This is a genomic window from Streptomyces sp. NPDC051315 (genome assembly GCF_044455165.1).
GTDB lineage: Bacteria > Actinomycetota > Actinomycetes > Streptomycetales > Streptomycetaceae > Streptomyces.
This window is the reverse complement of the sequence record NZ_JBITEN010000023.1, coordinates 88,334-114,272: the sequence shown is the minus strand read 5'-3', so window position 1 is coordinate 114,272 and position 25,939 is coordinate 88,334. Positions and strand designations below refer to the sequence as shown.

The window sequence follows — 25,939 nt, the reverse complement described above, 5'->3', positions numbered from 1 at the left end:
GGCGCAGTCCCGCCTGCGGCGGCTCAGTGTCGCCGCAGGCGTACCACCAGAGCGGCGCCGCCGGTGAGTGCCAGCACCGCCGCGGCGCCGCCCGCCACCAGGGGCGCGGACGGCCCCGAGCCCGCCCCGGAGGCTTCCGCCACCGGGGTGCTCGCCGGTTCGGCCGCGGCCGGCGCAGAACCCGTCCCGTCCGCCCCGGCCGCGGCGACGTCCGCCGTCGGGGTGGCCGAGGCCGACGGGCCGGCGAAGGACCGCTCCGCCGTCCTGTCCGCCGTAGGCGTCGACGAGGGCCGCACCGCCTCCCTCTCCTCCCCGGCCTCCGGGAACACCACGTCGGAACACGCGTAGTAGGTGTCCGGCGTGCTGCTGTTCTGCCAGATCGTGTACAGCACCTGGCGCCCCGTCCGGTCGGCGGGCAGCTTCGCCGTGACGCGGTAGGCGCCGTCCCTCAGCACCGGGTCCCTGACCTCGGCGAACGGGCGCTCGGGCAGGTCGTCCCAGGTCAGTGGTTTCCCCGGGTCGTAACCCGGCTTCGTCAGATACAGCCTGAACGTGCCGGTGTGCGGGATCGTCGAGACGTACGTCATCCGCAGCGTCCCGCCCGGTGTCAGCCGGGTCGACGGCCAGTCGGCGCGGGCTAGGTCGAGACCCCGGTAGGCGGGCAGGCCGCCGCTGCACAACTGCCCGTCCGGGACGGTCCGCCGGTCGCGGCCGTCGACGTTCGCCACGCGCAGGTTGTCCCAGGCGGTGAAGGGGCCGCCGTTGGCCGCGACGGCGGCCCGGCAGGCCGTGGAACGGGACGGCGCGCCGCCGTCGGGGGAGCAGGCGTACACCCGGCTGACCGGATCCGTGGGCGCGCCGTGCGCCCGCGCGGGGCCCGCGGCCCACAGCCCCAGCAGGAGCGGGCCCAGGGCGGTGAGCGCGGTGGCCGCCAGGGCGGTGGTGCGGTGCGCGGTGGCGCGGTGTGCGGTGCTGCGGGGCATCGGGGACGTCTCCTCGGCCGACGCGGGGAACGGTCGTCGTGCAGTACGGACAACCGGCCCGGCGCGTTCAGTACCCCCATGCACCGGATGTCACGGGAGCAAAACGGGACATGGGCCGTCAGATCCGCGCCACCCGGGGCGGGTTTCCGGCCGGATCGAGGGCGGATCGAGGGTTTCCCCTGTATCCGAACAGCTGATCCTTTGCCTATCGTTCCGGACACAGCCGACCCACAGGTAACCCCTCCGCAGTCGGCACCGCGCCTGGCCGGCCATCGCGTTGCTCCTCGATTCACCCCCCGCCGCTTCGACGACGAAGCGAATCGACCGCCGCTCCGCCCTGCCCGGAGCCGGCCACGAAAGGCACGCCCTTGCGCACGTCACCTGCCCTCAGACGGAAGCTGATATCCGCCGCCGCGGTCTCCGCGGCCCTCCTCACCGCCGCCTCCACCGCCTCGGTCGCCGTCGCCCAGGACGGCGCGCCCCAGGCCGCCACCGTCCCGGCCGCCCAGACCGAGGCCGCGCCCGGTGCCCCGGCCGAGCGCCTGATCGTGGGCTACAAGTCCGGCGCCGAGGAGGCGAAGTCGAACCCGGCCGCCGAGGCCGACGCCGCCGCCAAGGGCAAGGAGGCCGGCGAGGACGTCGACTTCCAGCGCCGCCTCGGCACCGGCGCCGCCCTGGTCGACCTGGGCGAGGACCTCACCCGCGCCGACGTCGCCGACGTCGTGGCGGAGTACCAGGCCGACCCGCAGGTCGCCTACGTCGTCCCGGACCGCCTGAACACGGCGAAGGCCGACCCGAACGACACCGAGTACGCCAAGCAGTGGGACCTGTTCGAGGCCACCGCCGGCATGAACGTGCCCGGCGCCTGGAACACCACGACCGGCACCGGCGTCACCGTCGCCGTCATCGACACCGGTTACGTCGCCCACACCGACCTCGCCGCGAACATCGTCGGCGGCTACGACTTCATCGCCGACACCGCCGTCGCGGTGGACGGCAACGGCCGCGACAGCAACCCGGCCGACCCGGGCGACTGGTACAACGCCAACGAGTGCGGCGCCGGCATCCCCGCCAGCAACTCCTCCTGGCACGGCACCCACGTGGCCGGCACCATCGCCGCCGTCACGAACAACAGCAAGGGTGTCGCGGGCATCGCCTACGGCGCGAAGATCTCCCCGGTCCGCGTCCTCGGCAAGTGCGGCGGCTACGACTCCGACATCATCGACGCCATCACCTGGGCGTCCGGCGGCACCGTCTCCGGCGTGCCCGCCAACTCCAACGTCGCCAAGGTCATCAACATGAGCCTCGGCGGCGACGGCGCCTGCACCTCGGCGACCCAGAGCGCGATCAACGCGGCCGTGAACCGCGGCACCACCGTCGTCGTGGCCGCGGGCAACGAGAACGACAACGTCGCGAACCACTCGCCGGGCAACTGCAACAACGTCATCTCGGTCGCCGCGACCAACCGCACCGGCGCCAAGGCGTCCTACTCCAACTACGGTTCCCTCGTCGACATCTCGGCGCCCGGCGGCCAGACCAGCACCGGCACCGCGAACGGCATCCTGTCCACGCTGAACTCGGGCACCAAGACCCCGTCGACCGAGAACTACGCCTACTACCAGGGCACCAGCATGGCCACCCCGCACATCGCGGGCCTGGCCGCGCTGATGAAGTCGGCGAACTCCGCGCTGACCCCGGCGCAGATCGAGTCGGCCATCAAGTCCAACGCCCGTGCCCTGCCCGGCGCCTGCTCCGGCGGCTGCGGCGCAGGTCTGGCGGACGCCACCAAGACGGTGCAGGCGGTGAGCGGCTCCGGCGGCTCCACGGGGGGCACCACCTTCGCCAACACCACCGCCGTGTCCATCCCGGACAACGGCTCGGCGATCGAGTCCGCCATCGCGGTCAGCGGCCGCACGGGCAACGCGCCCTCGACCCTCCAGGTCGGCGTGGACATCACCCACACCTACCGCGGTGACCTGGTGATCGACCTGGTGGCGCCGGACGGTTCGACGTACCGCCTGAAGAGCTCCAGCACCTCGGACTCCGCGGACAACGTCATCGCCACCTACACGGTGAACGCCTCCGGCGAGGTCGCCAACGGCACCTGGAAGCTGCGCGTCCAGGACGTGGCCGCGCAGGACACGGGCCGGCTCAACAACTGGAAGCTGACCTTCTGAGAGAGCCGTGACGTCGGAGAACCACGACGTCAGCGGGCCGTGACCTTCGAGAGCCACCACGTCAGAAGGCCGTGACTTTCGAGCGCCACGGGTCCGGAGAGCCGTGACTCCTGTGTGAACGGGCGGGCCGGCCGGTGTGGATGGACACCGGCCGGCCCGCCTCACGCGTCCTAGGACGCCGCGCGCTCCAGCGAGGCCAGGACCCGCTCGCCCCGGTCGGCGCGGGCGTCGAGGCCGGGGAGCAGCCCGGGCACCGCGATGCTCGGCAGGATGTGCGCCCACATCACCGACAGCCGCTCGGCGAGGTCCGCGCGGTCGGTCAGCGCCCGTGACATCAACTGGATGCCGGTGAAGGCGCCCACCAGCAGTTCCACCGTCTCCCGCGGCTTCACCGTGGGCAGCAGCTCACCCCGCTCCCGGGCCAGTTCCAGCAGCCCGTTCAGCCGCTGCGCCCACTGCCGGAACGGCTCCCCGTGATCGACGCCGGACGGCGTCTCCTGGTCCACCGCGAGCCGCACACTGCCCCGCAACAGGGCGTTGCTCAGCAGCCGATGGCCCACCACGAACGTCATGTCGACGATCTCCTGCAGCTTGCACGGCTGCGGCGGGACCGCCCCGAAGGGCACCTGCTCGTTGAGCACCGCCTGGGCGAGCGACTCCTTCGACGGGAAGTGGAAGTACAGGGCGCCCTTGGTGACTTCGGCGCGTTCCAGGACCATGGCGATGGTGGTGGACGTGTAGCCGTGCTCGTCGAAGACCGCGCCGGCCGCTTCCAGGATCACCCGGCGCGTCCTGATCGCGCGCTCCTGTTTCGCCATAAGAGCCCCTTCACGGCACTGAGTTGGGCAGGCCCCGCGATCGTGAGCGAGGTCGGCCCGATCATAGGATGCCGTCGACTGATCTCATTGAAAACAAACCGGTCGCCTCGTACTCTAACGCTCACCGGAGCGGACGGTTCGCCGTCTGCCGTGGCCTTCGGGGGACCGTAGGGAGAGAGATGACTCGACCGCGGCAGCTTGCCGATGCCCCGTCCCTGACGGCAACCGTGCCACGCCAACTCGTCCATCGCGCCGCGGTCGCGGAGACCCTCCTCACCGGCTGGCGGCGGGCGGGCACGGACCGCTTCTCGGTCTCCGCCCAGTGGCCCCGGGCACACGGGTTACACGTGTCGCCGGACTGGTCCGCGTACGACCCGCTGCTCGTCGTCGAGACGATCCGGCAGAGCGGCACGCTGATCACCCACGCCGAGTACGACGTGCCCCTGGACCACCAGTTCGTGCTGCAGGAGTTCCAGGTCAGCACCACCGCCGAGCGGCTGGACGTGGGCCCGCTGCCGGCCGAGCCGGAGGTCGAACTCGTCTTCACCGACGTCCAGTACCGCAGCCGTCGCCCCGCCGCCGCCCGCTACACCGCGCACGTCCTGCGCGACGGTGAGCGCGTCGCCGCCGCCGACGTCGCCTTCACCTGCGTCAGCGGACCCGTCTACCGCAGGCTGCGCGGCGGCCGTACCCCGGACACCGTGACCGCCGTCCCCGTCCCGCCCGGCCTGTCCGCCGCCGAAGTCGGCCGCGCCCTGCCCTCCGACGTCGTCCTCGCCGCCACCGACCGTCCCGCGCGCTGGCAGTTGAGAGTAGATACCGCACACCCCGTTTTCTTCGACCATCCCCTCGATCACGTCCCCGGCATGCTCCTGCTGGAGGCGGCCCGCCAGGCGGCCCGGCTGAGAACCCACGGCGCACGGGCGCCGGTGGCCTACGACGCGTACTTCCACCGGTACGCGGAACTGGACGAACCCATCTGGATAGATGCAAAAGGAGGGCACGGGACCGACGTGCAGGTCCGGGGCGTCCAAGGCGAGTCGGCCGTCTTCGAGTGCCTGGTCGGGACCGCCTGACGGTGAGCTATTGTGTACGGCGGGTAAGAAACAAACGGCACGACCCGTTCTTTACCGGCCCGGGAGAATTCAGCCGATGGCGAGGCAGTTACGCGCCGAACAGACCCGCGCGACGATCATCACGGCCGCGGCCGACCTGTTCGACCGGCGCGGCTACGAGTCGACCAGCCTGAGTGACATCGTCGAGCACGCGCATGTCACCAAGGGCGCGCTCTACTTCCACTTCGCGGCCAAGGAGGACCTGGCCCACGCGATCATGGAGTTGCAGTCCCAGGCCTGGCGCCGGGTCGCCGGCGACATCGAAGACCGGGGCTATCCCTCCCTCGAAGCCCTGATGCGCCTCACCTTCGGCATCACCCGGCTGTCGGTCGAGGGCCCCATCGCCCGCGCGGGCCTGCGGCTCGCCACCGGCGGGGTCCCGGTCCGGCCGCCGGTGCCGCACCCCTTCACGGAGTGGCTGGACCTGGTGTCGCGGCGGCTGGTGAGCGCGGTGAAGGAGGCCGACATCCATCCGGACGTCGACGTGGACGCGGTCGCCCACTCCCTGGTCTGTTTCTTCGTCGGCACCCGCGTGGTGGGCCGCTCCCGCGAACCGAACGCGCGCCTCCCGCGCCGCATGGCCGAGATGTGGCACGTCCTGATCCGCGGACTGGTCCCGGTGCCTCGCCGACCGCGCTACCTGAGCCTCGCGGCCCGCCTGGAACGGGAGGTCATGGCGGCGGTGTGACCGGGCGGCCCGCGGGCGATCCCCCGGCCGCGTGCGTGGGGGAGGCCCGTGACGGAGGCCGTGGGGCCCGCGGCGAACACCCCGGCGGAGTCGTCGGGAGTCGCGCGCCGGGGACGCCGTGCACCCCGCGATACCGTGAGTCGTATGCCCGACACCCCCGCCCCGCCCGTGATCGTCGGTGACGAGCCCGGCTCCTTCCCCCACGGTGTCCTGGCCGAACGGCACCCCGCGATCATCCGGCAGGTACGGGACGCCTTCCCGTACGACCCCCCGGTCCACCGCGCCCTGGACGCGTTGCTGGAGAGCTGCACGCAGGGCGTGATCGAACCGCTCCCCGCCGACGCCCACGACCGGGACCGGTGGCGGTCCTGGGGGCTCGACACGTACGCGGGCCGGTCCTGGTTCGAGGTGCCCTGGCTGTGGTCGGAGAGCTACTTCTACCGCCGACTCCTGCACGCCGTGGGCTACTTCGGTCCCGGTCCCTGGCAGGGCATCGACCCGTTCCGCCCCTTCAAGCTCGCCGAGCTCGACGCTCCCGAGACCGACGAGGAGCTCGCCGCCCTCGACCACCTCGCCTCCCGGCCCGCCGCGGAACAGGCGCACGCCCTGCTGCACGGCTCGCTGTGGGGCAACCGCGCCGACCTGGGCTTCCGGCTGTCCGACGCCGGAGCCGAGGGCCGGGCCGCCGTCCCCGGACTGGTCGCCGACGACAGCGACGTCCTCTGGTCGCTGCTGCCCGCCTCGCGGCCGAGCGGCCGGACCCTGTGCCTGGTCGCCGACAACGCGGGCCGCGAACTGATCCCCGACCTCCTCCTCGCCGCCCACCTCCTCGCCCACGGCCGCGTCGGCCGGGTCGTCCTGCACGTCAAGCCGTACCCGTACTACGTCTCCGACGCCACGACGGCCGACGTCGTCGACGCGCTGCGCCGGCTGACGGCCGCGCCGGGCGAGGCCGCCGCCCACGGCCGGCGCCTGTGGGCGGCGATGGCGGACGGCTCCCTCACGGTGCGCGCCCATCCCTTCGCCGCCGCCCCGCTGCCCTGGGCCGAGATGCCGGACGACCTGCGCGCGGAGTTCGCCGCGGCCACCCTGACGATCGTGAAGGGCGACCTCAACTACCGCCGTCTCGTGGGAGACCGGCCCTGGCCGCCGACGACCGGCTTCGCGGACGTCACCGCCTTCTTCCCCGGCCCGGTCGCCGCCCTGCGCACCCTGAAGTCCGACGTGATCACCGGCCTGTCCGCGGACACCGAGGCCGCGTTGGTCACCGCCGAGGGGCAGCGGTGGCGGACGGGCGGCACCCACGCCCTGATCCAGGTCAGGACATGACGCGCGCTCACCCCCGACGGACGAGGTCCGTCAGGCCGGGCCGTCCTCTCCGTCCGCCCGCAGGAAGTCCTCCACCACCCTGATCAGTTCCAGCGGCGTCTCGTCCATCGCGTAGTGCCCCGCGGCCGTCAGCTCGTACGACTCGGCGCGCGGATACCACCGCATCCACGTCTCGCGCATCAACGCGGCCGACAGCGCCGGGTCGAGGGCGCCGGTCACGGCGAGCGCGGGCACCGCCGCCCCCTCGGCCCGCTCGTGGAAGTCCTCCCCCGCCCAGGAGTCCAGCCAGGCCCGGAACGCCTTCGGGTCGCTGACCTCCAGGGAGCGGTCGACCATCCGGTCCAGCCAGGCGGCCGGGCGACGGCCGCCCGTCGTGACGTCGAGGATGGCGCGCCGGTTCTCCGGCCTGTGCGCCGCGTCCGCGAACAGCTCCCACTGCCCGGGCGGCAGCGCCAGACCCGAGGCGGGCACGGGGGAGACGCCGACCAGCCGCCGCAGCCGGTGCGGGGCGTGGACGAGGAGCCGCTGCCCGATCGCGCCGCCCATCGAGTGCCCGACGACGGAGAACCGCTCCCAGCCGAGCCGGTCGGCCAGCGCCACGAGATCGAGCGCCGCCTCGGCGGTCGCGTACGTCCCCACGGCGTCCTTGGCGGCGCCGTAGCCGCGCAGGTCCACCAGCGCGTACTGGAACGCCGTACGGTCCAGGTCGGGCAGGACGGGCGCGAACGCGGACCGGTCCGCGAACCAGCCGTGCACCGCGAACACCTTGTGGGCGCCGTCGCCGACCAACTCATGGGGGAGCACGAAGGATTCCATGCGACCACGGTGACCCGGCGCCCGGTGCGCGGCAAGGCCGCGGCAGCGGTCGGCCCCGAACGAGGGACCTCGCCGCGATACGGATGCCGCCCGGCGCAAGAACTCCGGGCCGTTTCACGCGATGGTGTGATCATGTGCCGCGCCGCGGATGGCCGTTCCCGCCCCCGGGTAGGGCCCGGCCATGACGCAGCCGTTCGAACTCCCGCACTTCTACATGCCGTATCCCGCGCGGCTGAACCCGCATGTCGAGGAGGCCCGGGCCCATTCGACGGAGTGGGCGCGCGCGATGGGCATGCTGGAGGGCTCCGGGGTCTGGGAGCAGGCCGACCTGGAGGCGCACGACTACGGCCTGTTGTGCGCCTACACCCACCCCGACTGCGGCGGCCCCGCGCTGTCGTTGATCACCGACTGGTACGTGTGGGTCTTCTTCTTCGACGACCACTTCCTCGACATGTTCAAGCGCACCCAGGACCGCGCCGCCGGGAAGGCCCACCTGGACCGGCTGCCGCTGTTCATGCCGCTGGACCTGTCCACCCCCGTGCCCGAGCCGCAGAACCCGGTGGAGGCGGGCCTCGCCGACCTGTGGACGCGTACGGTGCCGACGATGTCCGCCGACTGGCGCCGCCGCTTCGCCGTCGCCACCGAGCACCTGCTCAACGAGTCGATGTGGGAGCTGTCCAACATCAACGAGGGGCGGATCTCGAACCCCGTCGAGTACATCGAGATGCGCCGCAAGGTGGGCGGCGCACCCTGGTCGGCCGGGCTCGTGGAGTACGCGACCGCCGAAGTGCCCGCCGCCGTCGCCGGGTCCAGGCCGCTGCGCGTGCTGATGGAGACCTTCTCCGACGCCGTCCACCTGCGCAACGACCTGTTCTCCTACCAGCGCGAGGTCGAGGACGAGGGCGAGAACAGCAACGGCGTGCTCGTCCTCGAGACGTTCTTCGGCTGCACCACCCAGGAAGCCGCCGACACCGTCAACGACATCCTCACCTCCCGCCTCCACCAGTTCGAGCACACCGCGCTCACCGAAGTGCCCGCACTGGCCCTCGACACGGGCCTGAGGCCCGACGAGGTCGCCGCGATCGCCGCCTACACCAAGGGACTCCAGGACTGGCAGTCCGGCGGCCACGAGTGGCACATGCGCTCCAGCCGGTACATGAACGAGGGCGCCACCTCCACCGCGCCCTGGGAGAGGCTGACCAGCCCGGGCACCTCCGCCGCCGACGTCGGCGCGCTCCTCGCCGCGGCCGCCGCGGAACGCCTGCGGGCCTACACGCACGTGCCCTACCAGAAGGTCGGCCCGTCGCTGCTGCCCGACTTCCACATGCCGTTCCAGGTGGAGCTGAGCCCGCACCTGGAGGGCGCCCGCGGGCGGCTCACGCACTGGTGCCACCGGATGGGCATCCTGGAGGAGGGCGTCTGGGACGAGGACAAACTCGCCGCCTACGACCTCGCGTTGTGCTCCGCCGGCCTCGACCCGGACGCCACCCCCGAGGAGCTCGACCTCAGCTCCCAGTGGCTCGCCTGGGGCACCTACGGCGACGACTACTACCCCCTCGTCTTCGGCCACCGCCGCGACCTCGCCGCCGCCCGCCTGACCACGGCCCGCCTGCACGCCTGCATGCCCGTCGACGGGGAGGAACCGCCCCTCCCCGCCAACGGCATGGAACGCGGCCTGGTCGACCTGTGGACGCGGACCACCGCCGCCATGACCCCCGACCAGCGGCGCACCCTGCGCGACGCGGTCGACGTGATGACCGAGAGCTGGGTGTGGGAGCTGTCCAACCAGCTCCAGCACCGCGTGCCCGACCCGGTCGACTACCTGGAGATGCGGCGCGCCACCTTCGGCTCCGACCTCACCCTGAGCCTGTGCCGCATGGGCCACGGCCCCGCCGTCCCGCCCGAGATCTACCGCAGCGGCCCCGTCCGCTCCCTCGAGAACGCCGCCATCGACTACGCCTGCCTGGTCAACGACGTCTTCTCGTACCAGAAGGAGATCGAGTACGAGGGCGAGATCCACAACGCGATCCTCGTCGTGCAGAACTTCTTCGGCTGCGACTACCCGACCGCGCTCGGCGTCGTCCACGACCTGATGACCCAGCGCATGGAGCAGTTCGAGCACGTCGTCGCGCACGAACTGCCCGTCCTTTACGACGACTTCGACCTGTCGTCCGAGGCCCGCGAGGCCATGCGCGGATACGTGGCCGACCTGCAGAACTGGCTGGCGGGCATCCTGCACTGGCACCGCGAGGTCGACCGGTACAAGCCGGACTACCTCGCCCGCCGCGCCCACGGCTTCCTCCCGGACCGCCCGCCGGCCGTCCCCGGCCTGCCCGGTGTCCCCGCCGTGCCCGGTGGCCGCCCACCGGCGGCCGTCCGCGTGCTCCCGGTCGGCTGACGCCTCACACGCGCTGCTGCTCCGACCGGCGTGCGGCGTGCTCGGCCGCGGCTCGTGCCAGCCCCCGGACCATCGGGTGCGGGCGCGAGCCGTCGCCGTGCAGCTCCGGCTGGAAGAGGGAGGTCAGGAAGAAGGGGTGGCCGGGGAGTTCCGCCATGCGCACCGCGCCCGCCCCGTCCCGCCCGGTGAAGCGCAGGCCGTGGGCGCGCAGGGTGTCCAGGTGGCGGGACGGGCCGTAGTGGCAGGAGTAGCGCTCGACCGTGCGCTCCGCGCCGATCAGGGAGTGGGCGAGCGAGTCCGGCTCCAGCAGGACGGTGTCCTCATGTCCGGCCAGGGAGCAGGCCAGGGGCTCGATGAGGAAGTCGTCGGCTCCGGGCTCGTTCTCGGCGTGCGCCACGTGCGTCAGCCCGCAGACGTTGCGGGCGAACTCCAGCAGGGCGTGCTGGAAGCCGCCGCAGGTGCCGAGAAAGGGGATGCCCTCCTCGCGGGCGGTCCGGATCGCGGACAGCACACCCGCCTCGCTCCGGTAGGGGCTGCCGGGCACCACCCACACCGCGTCGAAGCCGCGTACGGCGTCCTCGGCCTCGGCGTCCCCCGAGGGGACCCAGTAGGGGTCGAGGACCAGCCGGTCCCGGGAGGCCAGGGCGTCCAGCAGGAGCGGGACGCGGGTGTGCGAGACGACGTGGGGGGAGTGGTCGCCGACGAGGGCGACCTTGGCGATCTGAGCTGCGCTGTCGGTCATGCCCTCATCCTCCGGGCGGGCTCCGCTTCACGTCCAACGATGATTCCTGCACCCTCGATAAGCAGAACTGATGCGACCTGGGACCCTGGGCGGATGGACCCGCACCTCCTGCGCACCTACGTCACCGTCGCCCGCCTCGCCTCCTTCTCCGAGGCCGCGCGCACCCTCGGCTACACCCAGTCGGCCGTGTCCCAGCACATCGCGGCCCTCGAACAGGACCTGGGCGCGCCCCTGCTCACCCGCCGCCCCGTCGTCCCCACCGCGGCCGGCGAGCGGCTCCTCGAACACGCGGGCCCGCTGCTGCTGCGCCTGGAGGCGGCCCGCGCGGACGTCACCCGGATGGCCGCCGCGCCCGCGCACGGACTGACGCTGGCCACGTCCCCGACCGCGCTCACCCCCGCGGCCCTCACCGCCCTCCCGCCCGCCGGGGTGACGCTGCGCGTCCTCGCCCGCGACGAGGTCCCCGCCGCCGTCGCCGCCGGAACGGCCGACCTGGGCCTCGTCGACGGCCTGGCCGCCCCCAGCGACCCGCTCCGCCTCCCCGACGTGGCCCCGTTGACCACGTACGGCGTCGGCGAGGAACCGGTCTGCGTCCTGCTGCCCGTCGCCCACCCCCTCGCCCGGCGGGCCGGCCTGCGCCTCGGCGACCTCGCCGACGCCCGCTGGATCGACGCCCCCGACACCGGCCTGCCCCTGCCCCACCTGCGCGCCGCGAACGGCGGCCACGGGGTCCGGCCCGCCCTGCGCTACGACGGCACCGACGTCCGCGTCCTGACCGCGCTCGCCGCCGCGGGGCACGGACTGACGCTCCTGCCCCGCTCGGCGGCGACGGGCGTACCCGGGGCGGCCGCCGTCCCGCTCGCCGAGCCGCGGGTCGTCCACCGGGTGGAACTCGTGCACGCGGGGACACCGACCGGGGCGGCGGGGGCGTTGGCGGAGGCGCTGGCCGTGCGGGAGTGAGGGGGCGCGTACCGCTGCTGACGCCCCGTCAGTCTCACTCGTTCGTGGCTCGTGGTGCACCGGCGCGCCGGGTAGAGCACCAGCCGGAGGCGATCCATGGAACAAGCTGCGTTGCGTCCCAAGCCCATGCCCGGGCAGGAGCCCGGCGGAAACACCCCCGCCGGCCGACCGGCCGGCCGCCCGCACGCCGCGCGCCGGCGTGGCCGACGGCTGACGACCCTGCTGTCCGGCCTGTTCGTCGGCACGCTCCTGGTCCTGTCCGGCGTCGGGCTCGGCACCGTCGGGGCGACCGTCATCGGGATGAGCGAACTGGCCGAACTGCAACGGAAGGCGGGCCGGGACACCCCCGGCGCGGCGGGCACCGCCCCCGACCCGAGCCCGTCCGCCCGGGCCGATCCCGGCCCCGCCGATGCCAGCCTGGGCCTGGAGGCCGTGGACGCGGAGAAGGCGGGCGCCCGGATCGTCGCCGTCCACATCCCGGGCCCCGGCTACTCGGCCGGCCTGGTGCGCGGCGACGTCCTGCTGATGTTCGGCGAGCGGCGGATCGACTCGGCGACGGACCTCGCCCGAGCCGTCGACGAAGCACGGCCGGGGCGCGAGGTCGTCCTCACGGTGCGGCACCGCGGCGGCGGCTACCAGCAGCTGGTGGTCGTTCCCGGGGTGATCACCTGACTCCTGGCCGACAGGGCGGTCACCCGACTCCGGGCCGCCGCCCGGTTCGGACCGCGACCCGCCACCCCGGCGTCATGCGGCACCTCGGCGGGACCTCGAGATACCGGCGTGGCACCTCGGCGGCACCCGACCCCCCGCCGTCACGCGGCCCCCCGCCGTCACCTGCCACCTAGGCGGCACCAGACCCGTCGCCAAGACCCGACACCCCGCGTCACCCCGCGCCGGCGCGTCGACGGCTCCGCCTCACGGGCCGTCGATCCGCAGCCGTCGACCGAGTGTGCCGTCGCCCGAGGGAACCGGAGGACCCGGCGGCCCCGGAGGCCGCTCCGCGTCCCGGCTTTGTACCGGAAGCCACGTCAATCGGCTCGCGCCGCCCCCGCTGTCCGGGCAGGATGCTGCCCGTAGCCACCACGTCCCGTACAAGCCTGTCACGGAGGACCGGATGACCGGTACGCCCGCGCCCTTCACCGCCGACGACTACCGGTCCCGCATGGAGCGGGCCGCACACGCGGCCGGCGACGCGGGACTGGCCGGACTGCTCGTGGCGCCCGGCCCGGACCTCGTCTGGCTCACCGGCTACGCGCCCCCCGCCGTCACCGAACGGCTCACCCTGCTCGTCCTCGCCCCCGGCCGGGATCCCGTCCTCGTCGTCCCCACCCTCGAGGCCCCCGACGCCGCGAAGGCGCCCGGCGCCCCGGCGCTGACCCTGCGCGACTGGACCGACGGCAAGGACCCCTACGCCACCGCCGCGGCCCTCCTGGACCGGCGCGGACGGTTCGGCGTCAGCGACAACGCCTGGGCGCTCCACCTGCTGGGCCTGCAGAAGGCCCTGCCCGGCAGCTCCTACGCCTCCCTCACCGAGGCCCTGCCGATGCTGCGGGCCGTCAAGGACGCGGCGGAGCTGGAGCTGATGGCGGCGGCGGGAGCGGCCGCCGACGCGACGTTCGAGGAGATCCGGAAGGTTCGTTTCGCCGGCCGCAGGGAGTCCGAGGTCGGCGCGGACCTCGCCGGCCTGCTGCGGCGGTTCGGCCACTCCCAGGTCGACTTCACCATCGTCGCCTCGGGACCCAACGGCGCCAACCCGCACCACGAGGTCGGCGACCGTGTCATCGAGCACGGCGACATGGTCGTCCTCGACTTCGGCGGCCTGAAGGACGGCTACGGCTCCGACACCTCCCGCACCGTCCACGTCGGCGAGCCCACCGACGAGGAGCGCCGGATCCACGACCTGGTGCGCGAGGCCCAGGAGGCCGGCTTCCGGGCGGTGCGGCCCGGCGTCCCCTGCCAGGAGGTCGACCGGGCCGCCCGCAAGGTCATCGCCGACGCCGGCTACGGCGCGTACTTCATCCACCGCACCGGTCACGGTATCGGCGTCACCACGCACGAGCCGCCGTACATGATCGAGGGCGAGGAACAGCCCCTCGTGCCCGGCATGTGCTTCTCCGTGGAACCCGGCGTCTACCTGCCCGGCCGTTTCGGCGTCCGCATCGAGGACATCGTCACGGTGACGGAGGACGGCGGCCGCCGTCTCAACGACACCACCCGCGAACTGGTCATAGTGGACTGAGCCCTTTCAGGAGTCCCGGCACCCCACCCCGAACGGCGACGGCGACCATGACCCAGGCACCCACCCCCACCGCGGACACCGTCCGCCGACTGGTCCGTGCGCTCCTCGAGCAGACCGAGGGGGGCACCAAGGGCAGGAACGGCGCGGGCGGCGCCGGAGTCGACGTACGGCCCGTCCGCGCGGGCGGTGGCGAGCAGCGCACGTGGTGGGTCGGCACCCGCCATGTGCTGCGGCTGGCCCCCGACCGGGAGGCGGCCGTCCGGCAGCGCCGCGAACTGCGGCTGCGCGACCTCGTCCGCCCGCACGTCCCGGTCGCGGTGCCGACGAGCGTCGCGCACGGCGAGTGGTCCCCGGGTCTGACCTACACCCTGGACACCAAGGTGCCCGGCGGCACGGGCGAGGAGCACGACGTGTCGGCCGTCGGCGAGGCCGACCTGGCCGGGCTGCTCGGCGGGCTGCGCGAGGTGCCGCCCCGTCAGGCCGAGACCCTCGGTGTGCCGCGCACGGCGCCCCGCTCGCTGGAGGCGTTGCGCCGCATGGCCGTGACCGCCGCCGCACGCCTCGGCCGCGCCGACGAGTTCGACCCGGCCCGCCTCCAGCAGCTCACCCCGCCCGGAGCGGCCCAGCTCACCGCCCAGCCCGCCACCGCCGTCCTCGTCCACCACGCCCTCCGGGGCGAGCACCTCGTCGTCAGCGCCGACGGCCGGGTGCGCGGCGTCCTCGACTGGAGCCGGGCGGTCCTCGGCGACCCCGCCGAGGACGTCGCCGGCCTCGCGCTCGCCGTGGGCTCCGGCGCCGCCGTCCGCGCCGCCACCCTCGCCGGCTACGGCGCCCGCCCCTGCCTGCGCGGCCTCTGGCTCGCCCGCTGCGACACCGTCGTCCACCTCGCCGAACGCCTCGACGGTCACGGCACGGACCCCCTGCCCCTGCTGCGCACGCAGCTGCGGCGGGCCTGGGAGGCGATCCTGCTGGAGCGGGTGACGGAGTTCCGGGAGGACGGGGCGGAGGGGGAGCAGGAGTAGGAGCGCGGCGCCCCCGGGGTGGGCGGGGGCGCCCGGTGAGCGGCCCCGGCCGTACGCCCGTCCCCGTCCTCGGGCGCGGACCCCGGCCGCCGACGCGCCGGCCCGGCCGGATCAGTCCTGCTCCAGCACCACGCACGCCTCCCCGGGCACGTGCAGCAGCCCGTCCGGACCCGGGGCCTCCACCGGCTCCCACGCCGCCAGCACGCGCGCGGGCCGGGGCCCCAGGGGGATCGCCGCCGGCGCCTTGCCGAGGTTCAGGGCGACCCGTACGTCCCCGCGCCGGAACGCCAGCCAGCGGGCCTGTGCGTCGTGGGCGACCTTGATGTCGGCGAGGTCGGGGTCGGTGAGGTCGGCCAGCTCGTGCCGCAGGGCGATCAGCCGGCGGTACCAGGCCAGCACGCGGGCGTGGGGCTCGCGCCGCGGCTCGGACCAGTCCAGGCAGGAGCGCTCGCGGGTCGCCGGGTCCTGCGGGTCGGGCACGTCCTCCTCGGCCCAGCCGTGCGCGGCGAACTCCCGGCGCCTGCCCCGCCGTACCGCCTCCGCGAGCTCGGGATCGGTGTGGTCGGTGAAGAACTGCCAGGGGGTGCCCGCGGCCCACTCCTCGCCCATGAACAGCATCGGGGTGAACGGCGCGGTCAGCGTCAGGGTGGCCGCGCAGGCCAGCAGACCGGGGGAGAGCAGGGCGGAGAGACGGTCGCCCTGGGCGCGGTTGCCGACCTGGTCGTGGGTCTGGCCGTAGCCGAGGAGCCGGTGCGCGGGCAGCCGGGCGCGGTCCAGCGGACGCCCGTGGCGGCGGCCCCGGAAGCTGGAGTACGTGCCGTCGTGGAAGTAGCCGCCGGTGAGGGTCTTGGCGAGCGCGGCGAACGGATCGCGCGCGAAGTCGGCGTAGTAGCCCTGGGACTCGCCGGTGAGGGCGGTGTGCAGGGCGTGGTGGAAGTCGTCGTTCCACTGCGCGTGCAGACCCAGGCCGCCCTCCCGGCGGGGCATGATGAGCCGTGGGTCGTTCAGGTCGGACTCGGCGATCAGGAACAGCGGCCGGCCCGTCTCGGCGGCGAGGGCGTCCACGGCCGCCGACAGCTCCTCGAGGAAGGGGTACGCGCGCGTGTCGGCCAGCGCGTGCACCGCGTCCAGGCGCAGCCCGTCCAGCCGGTAGTCGCGCAGCCAGGCCAGCGCGCTGCCCAGCAGATAGGCGCGCACCTCGTCCGAGCCGGGCGCGTCCAGGTTGACGGCGGACCCCCACGGCGTGTGGTGCGTGTCCGTGAAGTACGGCCCGAACACGGGCAGGTAGTTGCCGGACGGGCCCAGATGGTTGTGCACGACGTCCAGGACGACGCCGAGTCCGAGGCCGTGGGCCCGGTCCACGAACCGCTTGAGCGCCTCCGGCCCGCCGTACGGCTCGTGCACGGCCCACAGCGAGACACCCTCGTAGCCCCAGCCGTGCCGGCCGGGGAAGGGGCACAGGGGCATCAACTCGACGTGCGTCACGCCCAGTTCGGCGAGGTGCCCGAGCCGCTCGGCGGCCGCGTCCAGCGTGCCCTCGGGCGTGTAGGTGCCCACGTGCAGCTCGTACAGGACCGCGCCCGGCAGCGGGCGCCCGGACCACCGCGTACGCCACGCGTACCGGGTCTGGTCGACGACCGCGCTCAGGCCGTCGGGGCCGTCCGGCTGGCGGCGCGAGCGCGGGTCGGGCAGGACGGGGCCGTCGTCCACCGCGAAGCCGTACCGGGAGCCGTCCCCGGCCTCCGCCTCGCCGGTCCACCATCCCGCCCGTTCCGGATCGCGTTCCAACGCGCGCGTGACGCCGTCGCACTGGAGCGCGACGCGTTCGGCCTGCGGTGCCCACACCTCGAACTGCACGGACGGTTCCCCTTCGTCTGTTCACCGTGATGTAGCCGGTCTTATCGTGCTCCAAACGGGCGCGATCCGCCGGGGGACACCCGGGCACGCGCGGGGGAGGCACGGATTTCCCGTTTTCTGGACACCCGGGGTTCACTGACCGACAATCACCAGCGTGACGTCGTCTTTCGAGTTCAACACGTACCCCGCGCGGCTGTCCGACGCGGAGCGCGACAGGGTGCTGAAGGTGCTCCGTGACGGCGTCGCCGTGGGCCGCCTGTCGCACGACACGTTCATCCGGCGCATGGAGCTCGCCCTCGCCGCCCGCCGCTCCGACGAACTGGCCGCCCTCACCGCCGACCTGCCCAGGGAGAGCCGCTTCTCCCGTGTCGTGTTCGGCACCGTCGAGGCGGTCTCGGGCTTCACCGTCCGGCTGCGGCGGGCCTGGCAGGCCGAGCGGCTGCCCAAGCTGCTGCTGCCGCACCCCGGCACCGAGCACACCCTGCGCATAGGCCGGGACCCCGCGAGCGGTCTGCGGCTGACCCACGAGAGCGTCTCGCGCGTGCACGCCGAACTCAGCCGGCAGGGCGGCATGTGGGTGCTGCGCGACCTGGGCTCGACCAACGGCACCACCGTCAACGGGCGCCGCGTCATCGGCGCCGCCGTCGTCCGCGAGGGCGACCAGGTCGCCTTCGGACGGATGGCCTTCCGCCTCTCGGCGAACTGACCTCCCGCCAAGTCCACGCGCCGGGGGCGGTGTTGACGTACCTCCCGCGTCATGACTCACTGTGCGTACACCGCACACACCCGGTGAACCGACGGCGCCCCGACGCGGAGGTGTGCTCTGCCGCCACTCCTGCGCTACCCGACCGTGGACGAGCTCGCGGCCCGCGCGGCCGCCCTCGTCGCCCGCCGGCCGGGGGCCGCCCGTCTGCGCCGCCTCGGGCTCTCCCGCGCGGGCACGCCCCTGTGGCTGCTCTCCGTCGGCCACGGCGCCCGCCAGGCCCTCGTCGTCGCCGGCCCGCACGCCAACGAGCCGGTGGGCGGCGCCACCGTCCTGCGGCTGGCCGAACGCGTCCTCGCCGACCCCCGACTGACCGAGGGCGCCGACGCCACCTGGAACCTGTTGCTGTGCCTCGACCCCGACGGCCTGCGTCACAACGAGGGCTGGCTCTCCGGCCCCTACACCCTCGGCCGCTACTTCCGGCGGTTCTTCCGCCCCGGCTTCCTCGAACAACCCGAATGGCTGCCCGACGGCGCGGCGGCCGCCGCACTGCCGGAGACCCGGGCGCTACTCGGCCTCCTGGATGAGCTGAAACCTTTCTTCCAGTGCTCGCTGCACGGCGTCGACGTCGGCGGCGGCTTCGTGGAACTCACCCGCGACCTGCCCGGACTCGCCCAGCGCGTGGCCCACGCCGCCGCCCGCCTCGGCATCCCCCGAGAACTCGGCCCCTACGACACCCTCTACTGGCCCAGCCTCGGACCCGCCGTCTACCGGATCCCGCCGCCGCGCCCGCGCGACCTGGCCGCCGCCATCACCGAGGCCGCCGTCGAGTCCACCTGGTACCACCCGCACCGGCACGGCACGGTCACCGCCGTGGTCGAGGCGCCTATGTGGGGCGTCGCCGCCGTCGAGGACGACTCCCCGCCCGCCGACCGGGACACGGCACTGCGGACGGTGAGCCGGACCCTGCGGCACGACACCCGCGTCCTCGAACGCGTCCTCACGCGCGTGCGGCCGCGTCTCGCCGACGTCCCCGACGCGGCACGCCTGCTCGCCCCGGTCGACGACTACCTCCTGATCTGCCCCGGCCTCGCCGACGCCTGGGACCCCGACGCCGGCGACCCCACGCACCCGCTCCCCCCGCTGAGCACCGGCCATCTGGCCGCCCTGCGCATCGCCGGACGCCGCATCGCCGTCCGGACGGCCGGCCTGCTGCACCAGCTCGTCACCGGTGCCGGACACGACCCGGCCGGGGTGCTGCCGGAGCTGGACGGCCTCGTCGACGCCTGGTGCGCCGACTACCACGACGGCTGCGGAGCGCGCTGGATCCCCGTCGCCCGCCAGGTGGAGTACCAGACGCGGGTGGTGCTCGCCGCGTTCGAACTCGCCGGACGGCACGCCCCCGAGCCCGCACGATCGGGTGAGACGGACTGGGGAACGCGGGCCGCCGTGCCGATGCACCGGGAATGAAGCACTTCCCCACCCCGCACCCGCGCGGCGCCCTCCCCGTCGCGGCCGCCCTCGTCTTCGCCGCCGTCGCCGTCGCCCCCGCCCGGGCCTCGGCGCCCCGCGACTCCCTGCCCGCCAACTGGCTCCGCATCACGGTCACCCACGGCGACGCCCGCACCGGCGACTCCCGCGGCACCCTGCTGCTGTGCGACCCGCCCCGGGGACACTCCCGCGCCGCCGAGGCCTGCGCGGACCTCGCCGCCGCGGGCGGCGACATCCATGCCATCCCCCCGAAGGACGGCATCTGCTCCCTCGTGTACGCACCGGTCACCGCTCAGGCGCGCGGCTGGTGGAACCGGCGCCCGGTCGGGTACGCGAAGACCTTCGCCAACGCCTGTGTGATGCAGGCCGAGACGGGCGCCGTGTTCGCCCTGGACGACGAGCGGCCGCGCAGGCTGCCGGACCTGTCCGACCTCCCCGGGACCTGACGCCCGCGGTACGGCTCCGGGCACGCCCACGCGCGCGTGCCCGGAGCCGCCGTACGCGGCCCTGCGCAGCTGAGCCGCCGTACGCCGCCCGGCAACGGCCGTCCGCGGCCGCAAGCCCTCGTACACCTGCCGGCCGGCAACCGTTGTCCGCGGCCGGAAGCCCCCGCCGCCCCGCGCCGCCGTCACGCGCCGGGCCCTGCGCCGTCCGAGCCCTACGCCGTCCCCTCGCGGGCGTGCAGTGCCGCCGCCACGACCGTGCGGGACTGGTGCTCCACCTGGTGCTCCACGGGCACCCAGCGGGCGCGGAAGCGTTCGGCGAAGGCCTCGCTCCACATCTCCACGAGCTGCTCCAGACGGGGAGCCGCCCGGTCGTCGCGCGCCCGCAGGACCCGCCGCAGCATCGCCGCCGCCCGCAACGGCAGCCGTCGGGCGAAGGCGTCCACGCTCCCGACGTACGCCATCGTCGTGTCGGCCGGCGGGATGTGGGTCAGGTCCGCGGCCAGGCCCGGCACCAGCTCCAGCCCCCACCGGACCGCCCTCAGCAGCGGTCCGTCGACGCCCTCCAGGCGCGGCAGCGCCTCCGCCAGCACCCGCTCCACCTCCCGCGTGTCCCGCAGCAGCCGGTGCGCCAGACGCCCGATCGCCGCCGCCGGAGCGGGGTGCGGGGCGGGGTCGTCCACCATGTCGCTCGCCCACATCGGCACCTCGACGACCGCCGTCAGCCCGCCGTAGCGGTGGGCGTGGTACCAGGTGCTGTGCCGAGCGTCGTCCGGCATGCTCGGGTACGCCATCCCCGCCCCCGGCTCCGGCATCACGTGCACGCCCGGCCCGGACGCCGGCCAGCCCGCCGCGTCGGAGGCGCCCGTCTCCACCGGGATGTGCAACTGCGCCGCCGACTTGGCGAACGGCTCGGCGAGACCCGGGATGTCCTTCGTCAGCTGCACCCAGCTGCCGCCCAGGTCGGTGCCGTGCAGCGTCACCTGCAGGTAGGGCCGCAGCTCGTCGATGACACGGGTCAGCGCCCGCGTCTCGGGCGGCAGCCGGTCCGGCGGGAGGACGGCCGGCGACCACTCGGGCTGTTCCGGGCCCGCGGGCCGGAAGAAGCCGAGGTGGTACTCGAGCAGACTGCGCGGAGCCGGGGCCACGTGCAGACTCGCCCCGTCGGGGTCCGCGCACAGCAGGAAGTGCCAGGACATCCCGTCCCGCAGCTCCCGCTCCTGCAGCACCCGCCGGGCCAGCGCGAGGAGCGTCGGCCCGCCGGTCGGCTCGTTCGCGTGGGCCCCCGCGACCACCAGCACGGCACGCCGGGAACGGCCCACGGACAGCAGGTGCAGCGGCCGCCCCGCGCGCGAGAGACCCACCTGCCGCAGCGCGCACAGACCGGGCTGGAGCGCGGCCAACGCCGTGGCGGAAAGGGTGAGTTCGGTCACCGTGGGGTAGCGCTGCTCCGGCAGGAGACTCACCCCCGTCATGTCCGCCCGGCCTTCGCATCCGCAGTACCCCACGGACTCCACGCCCTGTCAAGAACATGCCGGGGCGGCTCCCCGGGGCGCCCGGAGGCACGAGGGGCCCGTGTCGGTGCGGGTGGCGCCCTCAGCCCACCCGCTCCAGCAGTGCCACCGGCAGCCGGGCGAACAACTCCTCCACGCGCGCGTGCCCGGTGAACTTCCGCTCGCCGTCCAGGACGTCGGCCCACCTCCCCGGCGGCAGCGCCAGCCGGGTGTCCCGCCAGCCGCCCGCCTCCGCCAGCCGCAGCGACAGCCGCGTCACGGCCGTGACGACCTCACCCGAGCGCGCGAACGCCAGACAGTGCCGGGCGGCCGGCCCCTCGGCGGTCAGCGGCTCGTACGTCGCCGACTCCCCGAAGACGTCCGGCCGCCGCCGGCGCAGCCGCAGCGCCGCCGCCGTCACCTCGCCCTTGGCGCCCGCGTCGTCCGGCGGGAACCGCACCGGCCGCCGGTTGTCCGGGTCCACCAGGGCCCGGTACTCACCCTCGCCGCCCTGGTAGACGTCCGGCACGCCCGGCATCGTCAGGTGCACCAGCGCCGTGCCCAGCACGTTCGCCCGGATGTGCGGCTCCAGCGCGTCCCGCAGCGCGGCCACCCGCCCGCCGGGCGCCCCGCACGGCCCCGCCGCCACGAACGCGGCCACCGCCTCCTCGTACGGCGGTTCCTGCTCCGTCCAGCTCGTGTACAGCCCCGCCTCGCGCACATGCTTGAGCAGCGCCTCCCGGACCCGCTCCGGGGCCGCCGGCCCCAGCCCGAACACCGTCTGCCAGGCCGCCCACGCCACCTGCCCGTCCGGCACGGCCTCCTCGCCGTGCGTCACCTGGGCCAGCAGCTCCGCCCAGCGCCCCGGGCACTCCGACAGCACCGCCAGCGCGGCCCGCACGTCGGCGCTGCGCTTGGTGTCGTGCGTCGACACGACCGTCCCGGTGACCGGCCAGTCGCGCTGCACGCGCGCGCAGTAGGCGTGGAACGCGTCCGGGGAGACGCCCTGGCGGCCGGGATCGCCCCCCACCTCGTTCACCGACAGCAGCGGCACGTACCGGTAGAACGCCGTGTCCTCCACCGACTTCGCGCGCAGCGCGGACGCCGTCTGCGCGAACCGCGTCCGGAACTCCACGGCGGCGGGCCCCGTGCCCCGCCCCAGCACGAGAGCGCGGATCACGTCGACCGCTCCCGCCTCCTCGGGCACGACGAAGGCGAGCCGTGCCTCCGCTGCCGCCTCCTCGGTGACGACGGCGGCCGCGTCGCCCGAGGCGTAGGGCCGGTACACCTCCAGCCGCACCAGCAGCTCCTCGAGGGCCGTGCGCAGCGCCCAGGGCGCCCGGTCGCGCAGCGCCGGGTCCGGCGAGGTGGCGCACACGCGGGCGGCGGTCCGGGTCAGCCGGTCCAGCTCGGTGGCCAGCTCGTGCGAGAGCACCGCGTACGCCGCCCGCCGCACCGTCGCCGCCCAGTCCCCGCCCCGGTCCGTCTGCGGGGCCGCGAAACGCCGGTACAGCTCCACCAGCTCCCCGGCGCCCCCCGGATCGGTGAAGACGCCGTCGACGTGGCGCAGGGCGTCGTAGCCGGTGGTGCCGGCCACCGGCCAGGAGCCCGGCAGGCGCTCCCCGTCCGCCAGGATCTTCTCGACGACCGTCCAGCGGCCGCCGCTCGCCTCGTGCAGCCGTTCCAGATAGGTGTCGGGGTCGGCGAGGCCGTCGGGGTGGTCGACGCGCAGCCCGTCGACCACGCCCTCGTGCAGCAGCTGGAGGATCTTCGCGTGCGTGGCCTCGAACACCTCGGGGTCCTCCACCCGCACCCCGATCAGCTCCGAGATGCTGAAGAACCGCCGGTAGTTCAGCTCGGTACGGGCCAGCCGCCACCACACCAGCCGGTACCACTGCGCGTCCAGCAGCTGCGGCAGCGGCAGGTCCCCGGTGCCCGCGCGCAGCGGGAGGACGTGGTCGTGGTAGCGCAGGACGTCGCCGTCGACGCGCAGCTCCCCCAGTACCTCGCCCAGCGGCCCGCCGAGCACCGGAAGCAGCACCTGGCCGCCCTGCGCCTCCCAGTCGATGTCGAACCAGCGCGCGTACGGTGATTTCGGGCCCTCCCGCAGCACCTCCCACAGGGCGCGGTTGTGGCGCGGGACCGCCGCCATGTGGTTCGGCACGATGTCCACCACCAGCCCGAGCCCGTGCTCCCGCGCGGTGCGCGCCAGCGCCCGCAGCCCCTCCTCGCCGCCCAGCTCCTCGCGCACGCGCGCGGGGTCCACCACGTCGTACCCGTGCAGGGAGCCCGGGACGGCCTCCAGGACGGGCGACAGGTGCAGATGCGACACCCCCAGCGAGGCCAGGTACGGCACGGCCGCCGCCGCGGCCGCGAACGGGAACCCGGGCTGGAGCTGGAGCCGGTAGGTGGCCGTGGGCACGACGGGGGCAGGGCGCTCAGAGGTCATGCAGACCTAGGTACCCGCCCTGTCCCCTTTCCTGTCATCGAGCCCGCCAGGTGGACGGAGGCCGGGGTCCGTCTCAGGCCGGCCGCTGCAGCACCGTCATGCTGCGGTCCACCAGCGTCAGGCGGTCCCCGGCCGCCACCTTGGCGCCCGTTCCCCGGCCCGCCGCCTCGGGGTCCGCGGTGTCCACGATCACCTGCCACTGCCGCCCGTGGTCGACCGGCACCACGAAGTCCATGGGCCGGGCGGAGGCGTTGAACATCAGCAGGAAGGAGTCGTCGGTGATCCGCTCCCCGCGCGCGCCGGGCTCGGAGATCGCGTTGCCGTTGAGGAACACCGTCAGCGCCGACGCCTGCGCGGAGTTCCAGTCCCGCTGGGTCATCTCCTTGCCCTCGGGAGTGAACCAGGCGATGTCCGACAGCTCGTCGTGGGTGCCCTCCACGGGCCGCCCGTGGAAGAAGCGGCGGCGGCGGAAGACCGGGTGCTCCTTGCGCAGCCGCACCACCGCGCGCGTGAACTCCAGCAGGTCGCTGCCGTCCCCGTCGGGATCGGGCCACTCCACCCACGACAGCTCGCTGTCCTGGCAGTAGGCGTTGTTGTTGCCGCGCTGGGTGCGCGCCACCTCGTCGCCGTGGCTGATCATCGGCACGCCCTGGGACAGCATCAGCGTGGCCATGAAGTTCCGCATCTGCCGGGCGCGCAGCTCCAGCACCGCCGGGTCGTCGGTGTCGCCCTCCACGCCGCAGTTCCAGGACCGGTTGTGGCTCTCGCCGTCCCGGTTGTCCTCGCCGTTGGCGTCGTTGTGCTTGTGGTTGTAGGACACCAGGTCGCGCAGGGTGAACCCGTCGTGGCAGGTCACGAAGTTGATCGAGGCCAGCGGGCGGCGGCCGTCGTCCTGGTAGAGGTCGGACGAGCCGGTCAGCCGGGAGGCGAACTCCGCGAGGGTGCGCGGCTCGCCCCGCCACAGGTCCCGCACGGTGTCGCGGTACTTGCCGTTCCACTCGGTCCACAGCGGCGGGAAGTTGCCCACCTGGTAGCCGCCCTCACCGACGTCCCACGGCTCGGCGATCAGCTTCACCTGGGAGACGACCGGGTCCTGCTGCACCAGGTCGAAGAAGGACGACAGCCGGTCCACCTCGTGGAACTGGCGGGCCAGGGTCGCCGCGAGGTCGAAGCGGAATCCGTCGACGTGCATCTCGGTGACCCAGTACCGCAGCGAGTCCATGATCAGCTGGAGCACGTGCGGGGACCGCATGAGCAGCGAGTTCCCGGTTCCCGTGGTGTCCATGTAGTAGCGCGGGTCGTCCGCCAGGCGGTAGTACGACGCGTTGTCCAGGCCCCGGAAGGACAGCGTCGGGCCGAGGTGGTTGCCCTCGGCGGTGTGGTTGTAGACCACGTCGAGGATGACCTCGATGCCGGCCTCGTGCAGCGCCCGCACCGCCGACTTGAACTCCAGCACCTGCTGCCCGCGGTCGCCCCAGGAGGCGTAGGCGTTGTGCGGGGCGAAGAAGCCGATGGTGTTGTAGCCCCAGTAGTTGTTCAGGCCCATGTCGACCAGACGGTGGTCGTTGACGAACTGGTGGACGGGCATCAGCTCCAGGGCCGTGACGCCCAGTTCGGTGAGGTGTTCGATGATGGCCGGATGCGCGAGCGCCGCGTAGGTGCCGCGCAGCTCCTCCGGCAGCCCTGGATGGCGCATCGTCAGGCCCTTCACATGGGCCTCGTAGATCACCGTGTGGTGGTACTCCGTGCGCGGGCGCCGGTCGTCGCCCCAGTCGAAGTACGGGTTGACCACGACCGACGACATCGTGTGCGGCGCCGAGTCCAGGTCGTTGCGCCGTTCGGGGGAGCCGAAGTGGTAGCCGTACACCTCCTCGCCCCACCGGATCGAACCGCTGATCGCCTTCGCGTACGGGTCGAGCAGCAGCTTCGCCGAGTTGCAGCGCAGCCCGCGCCCGGGGTCGTACGGGCCGTGGACGCGGAAGCCGTAGCGCTGCCCGGGCATGATGCCCGGCACGTACGCGTGCCGCACGAACGCGTCGCTCTCGCGCAGTTCCACCGCCGTCTCGGAGCCGTCGTCGTGCAGCAGACACAGCTCTACTCGGTCCGCGGCCTCCGTGAAGACCGCGAAGTTCGTACCGGCGCCGTCGTACGTGGCGCCGAGGGGATATGCCTCTCCAGGCCAGACCTGCATGGATACGACTCTTTCAGGTGTGCCG

Annotated in this window: 20 protein-coding genes; 12 read left to right on the top strand and 8 right to left on the bottom strand. The window is 74.0% G+C overall.

What is annotated here, in order from left to right:
- Positions 1-23: 23 nt before the first annotated feature.
- Complete coding sequence (locus ACIBBD_RS33615) at positions 24-983, bottom strand: lytic polysaccharide monooxygenase (protein ID WP_399423356.1); 960 nt, start codon at positions 981-983, stop codon at positions 24-26.
- 368 nt (positions 984-1,351) lie between these two features.
- Here ACIBBD_RS33615 and ACIBBD_RS33610 point away from each other — a divergent pair, with 368 nt between their 5' ends.
- Positions 1,352-3,160: a S8 family peptidase gene (locus ACIBBD_RS33610; protein WP_399423355.1), complete on the top strand. Its 1,809-nt coding sequence runs from the start codon at positions 1,352-1,354 to the stop codon at positions 3,158-3,160.
- A gap of 170 nt (positions 3,161-3,330) precedes the next feature.
- Here ACIBBD_RS33610 and ACIBBD_RS33605 read toward each other — a convergent pair whose 3' ends face one another.
- Positions 3,331-3,978, bottom strand: coding sequence for a ScbR family autoregulator-binding transcription factor (locus tag ACIBBD_RS33605; protein WP_399423354.1), 648 nt, complete (start codon positions 3,976-3,978; stop codon positions 3,331-3,333).
- A gap of 179 nt (positions 3,979-4,157) precedes the next feature.
- Between ACIBBD_RS33605 and ACIBBD_RS33600 the strand changes: the two genes are divergently transcribed.
- The 3 genes from ACIBBD_RS33600 (at position 4,158) to ACIBBD_RS33590 (ending at position 7,110) form a co-directional block, all read left to right on the top strand.
- A complete protein-coding gene (locus ACIBBD_RS33600) occupies positions 4,158-5,054 on the top strand; it encodes a ScbA/BarX family gamma-butyrolactone biosynthesis protein (RefSeq protein WP_399423353.1) in 897 nt (298 codons plus the stop codon).
- 76 nt (positions 5,055-5,130) lie between these two features.
- Positions 5,131-5,781, top strand: coding sequence for a ScbR family autoregulator-binding transcription factor (locus ACIBBD_RS33595; RefSeq protein ID WP_399423352.1), 651 nt, complete (start codon positions 5,131-5,133; stop codon positions 5,779-5,781).
- A gap of 144 nt (positions 5,782-5,925) precedes the next feature.
- A complete protein-coding gene (locus ACIBBD_RS33590; protein ID WP_399423351.1) occupies positions 5,926-7,110 on the top strand; it encodes a damage-control phosphatase ARMT1 family protein in 1,185 nt (394 codons plus the stop codon).
- A 30-nt stretch (positions 7,111-7,140) separates the two neighbouring features.
- On the opposite strand, the gene ACIBBD_RS33585 is transcribed toward ACIBBD_RS33590, so the two are convergent.
- Positions 7,141-7,926, bottom strand: coding sequence for an alpha/beta fold hydrolase (locus ACIBBD_RS33585; protein ID WP_399423350.1), 786 nt, complete (start codon positions 7,924-7,926; stop codon positions 7,141-7,143).
- A gap of 181 nt (positions 7,927-8,107) precedes the next feature.
- Between ACIBBD_RS33585 and cyc2 the strand changes: the two genes are divergently transcribed.
- Positions 8,108-10,324 (top strand): germacradienol/geosmin synthase Cyc2, encoded by a 2,217-nt coding sequence (cyc2, locus tag ACIBBD_RS33580; protein ID WP_399423349.1) that lies wholly within the window; start codon positions 8,108-8,110, stop codon positions 10,322-10,324.
- Between the two features lie 4 nt (positions 10,325-10,328).
- Here the strand turns inward: cyc2 and ACIBBD_RS33575 are convergent, their stop codons facing one another.
- Positions 10,329-11,066, bottom strand: coding sequence for a hypothetical protein (locus ACIBBD_RS33575; RefSeq protein WP_399423348.1), 738 nt, complete (start codon positions 11,064-11,066; stop codon positions 10,329-10,331).
- 93 nt (positions 11,067-11,159) lie between these two features.
- Between ACIBBD_RS33575 and ACIBBD_RS33570 the strand changes: the two genes are divergently transcribed.
- The 4 genes from ACIBBD_RS33570 (at position 11,160) to ACIBBD_RS33555 (ending at position 15,287) form a co-directional block, all read left to right on the top strand.
- Positions 11,160-12,026, top strand: coding sequence for a LysR family transcriptional regulator (locus tag ACIBBD_RS33570; RefSeq protein WP_399423347.1), 867 nt, complete (start codon positions 11,160-11,162; stop codon positions 12,024-12,026).
- A 96-nt stretch (positions 12,027-12,122) separates the two neighbouring features.
- Positions 12,123-12,698: a PDZ domain-containing protein gene (locus ACIBBD_RS33565; RefSeq protein ID WP_399423346.1), complete on the top strand. Its 576-nt coding sequence runs from the start codon at positions 12,123-12,125 to the stop codon at positions 12,696-12,698.
- Between the two features lie 442 nt (positions 12,699-13,140).
- On the top strand, positions 13,141-14,265 hold the full coding sequence (locus ACIBBD_RS33560; protein ID WP_399423345.1) for an aminopeptidase P family protein: 1,125 nt from the start codon (positions 13,141-13,143) through the stop codon (positions 14,263-14,265).
- Between the two features lie 47 nt (positions 14,266-14,312).
- A complete protein-coding gene (locus tag ACIBBD_RS33555) occupies positions 14,313-15,287 on the top strand; it encodes an aminoglycoside phosphotransferase family protein (RefSeq protein WP_399423344.1) in 975 nt (324 codons plus the stop codon).
- A 111-nt stretch (positions 15,288-15,398) separates the two neighbouring features.
- Here the strand turns inward: ACIBBD_RS33555 and treZ are convergent, their stop codons facing one another.
- The gene (gene treZ / locus ACIBBD_RS33550; protein WP_399423343.1) at positions 15,399-17,144 is read right to left on the bottom strand and encodes a malto-oligosyltrehalose trehalohydrolase; all 1,746 of its coding nucleotides are present in this window, start codon (positions 17,142-17,144) and stop codon (positions 15,399-15,401) included.
- 154 nt (positions 17,145-17,298) lie between these two features.
- Between treZ and ACIBBD_RS33545 the strand changes: the two genes are divergently transcribed.
- From ACIBBD_RS33545 to ACIBBD_RS33535, 3 genes are all read left to right on the top strand, one after another.
- Positions 17,299-17,850 carry an FHA domain-containing protein gene (locus ACIBBD_RS33545; protein ID WP_399423342.1) on the top strand — a complete coding sequence of 184 codons (552 nt, stop codon included), beginning with the start codon at positions 17,299-17,301 and terminating at the stop codon, positions 17,848-17,850.
- Positions 17,851-17,994: 144 nt separating this feature from the next.
- Positions 17,995-19,317, top strand: coding sequence for a M14 family zinc carboxypeptidase (locus ACIBBD_RS33540; RefSeq protein WP_399423341.1), 1,323 nt, complete (start codon positions 17,995-17,997; stop codon positions 19,315-19,317).
- Positions 19,314-19,784, top strand: coding sequence for an SSI family serine proteinase inhibitor (locus ACIBBD_RS33535; RefSeq protein ID WP_399423340.1), 471 nt, complete (start codon positions 19,314-19,316; stop codon positions 19,782-19,784). Before ACIBBD_RS33540 ends, ACIBBD_RS33535 begins: the two co-directional genes overlap by 4 nt.
- A 212-nt stretch (positions 19,785-19,996) precedes the next feature.
- Here the strand turns inward: ACIBBD_RS33535 and ACIBBD_RS33530 are convergent, their stop codons facing one another.
- From ACIBBD_RS33530 to glgX, 3 genes are all read right to left on the bottom strand, one after another.
- Positions 19,997-21,247: a M14 family zinc carboxypeptidase gene (locus tag ACIBBD_RS33530; protein WP_399423381.1), complete on the bottom strand. Its 1,251-nt coding sequence runs from the start codon at positions 21,245-21,247 to the stop codon at positions 19,997-19,999.
- Between the two features lie 130 nt (positions 21,248-21,377).
- Positions 21,378-23,723 carry a malto-oligosyltrehalose synthase gene (treY, locus tag ACIBBD_RS33525; RefSeq protein ID WP_399423339.1) on the bottom strand — a complete coding sequence of 782 codons (2,346 nt, stop codon included), beginning with the start codon at positions 23,721-23,723 and terminating at the stop codon, positions 21,378-21,380.
- Positions 23,724-23,796: 73 nt separating this feature from the next.
- Complete coding sequence (gene glgX / locus ACIBBD_RS33520; protein ID WP_399423338.1) at positions 23,797-25,914, bottom strand: glycogen debranching protein GlgX; 2,118 nt, start codon at positions 25,912-25,914, stop codon at positions 23,797-23,799.
- Between the last annotated feature and the right edge of the window lie 25 nt (positions 25,915-25,939).

Excerpts from the sequence above, each read along its gene's own strand:
- ACIBBD_RS33615 (WP_399423356.1), bottom strand. The coding sequence starts at position 983 with ATGCCCCGCAGCACCGCACACCGCGCCACCGCGCACCGCACCACCGCC.
- ACIBBD_RS33605 (WP_399423354.1), bottom strand. The coding sequence starts at position 3,978 with ATGGCGAAACAGGAGCGCGCGATCAGGACGCGCCGGGTGATCCTGGAA.
- ACIBBD_RS33600 (WP_399423353.1), top strand. The coding sequence starts at position 4,158 with ATGACTCGACCGCGGCAGCTTGCCGATGCCCCGTCCCTGACGGCAACC.
- ACIBBD_RS33595 (WP_399423352.1), top strand. The coding sequence starts at position 5,131 with ATGGCGAGGCAGTTACGCGCCGAACAGACCCGCGCGACGATCATCACG.
- ACIBBD_RS33590 (WP_399423351.1), top strand. The coding sequence starts at position 5,926 with ATGCCCGACACCCCCGCCCCGCCCGTGATCGTCGGTGACGAGCCCGGC.
- ACIBBD_RS33585 (WP_399423350.1), bottom strand. The coding sequence starts at position 7,926 with ATGGAATCCTTCGTGCTCCCCCATGAGTTGGTCGGCGACGGCGCCCAC.
- cyc2 (WP_399423349.1), top strand. The coding sequence starts at position 8,108 with ATGACGCAGCCGTTCGAACTCCCGCACTTCTACATGCCGTATCCCGCG.
- ACIBBD_RS33575 (WP_399423348.1), bottom strand. The coding sequence starts at position 11,066 with ATGACCGACAGCGCAGCTCAGATCGCCAAGGTCGCCCTCGTCGGCGAC.
- ACIBBD_RS33570 (WP_399423347.1), top strand. The coding sequence starts at position 11,160 with ATGGACCCGCACCTCCTGCGCACCTACGTCACCGTCGCCCGCCTCGCC.
- ACIBBD_RS33565 (WP_399423346.1), top strand. The coding sequence starts at position 12,123 with ATGGAACAAGCTGCGTTGCGTCCCAAGCCCATGCCCGGGCAGGAGCCC.
- ACIBBD_RS33560 (WP_399423345.1), top strand. The coding sequence starts at position 13,141 with ATGACCGGTACGCCCGCGCCCTTCACCGCCGACGACTACCGGTCCCGC.
- ACIBBD_RS33555 (WP_399423344.1), top strand. The coding sequence starts at position 14,313 with ATGACCCAGGCACCCACCCCCACCGCGGACACCGTCCGCCGACTGGTC.
- ACIBBD_RS33535 (WP_399423340.1), top strand. The coding sequence starts at position 19,314 with ATGAAGCACTTCCCCACCCCGCACCCGCGCGGCGCCCTCCCCGTCGCG.
- treY (WP_399423339.1), bottom strand. The coding sequence starts at position 23,723 with ATGACCTCTGAGCGCCCTGCCCCCGTCGTGCCCACGGCCACCTACCGG.
- glgX (WP_399423338.1), bottom strand. The coding sequence starts at position 25,914 with ATGCAGGTCTGGCCTGGAGAGGCATATCCCCTCGGCGCCACGTACGAC.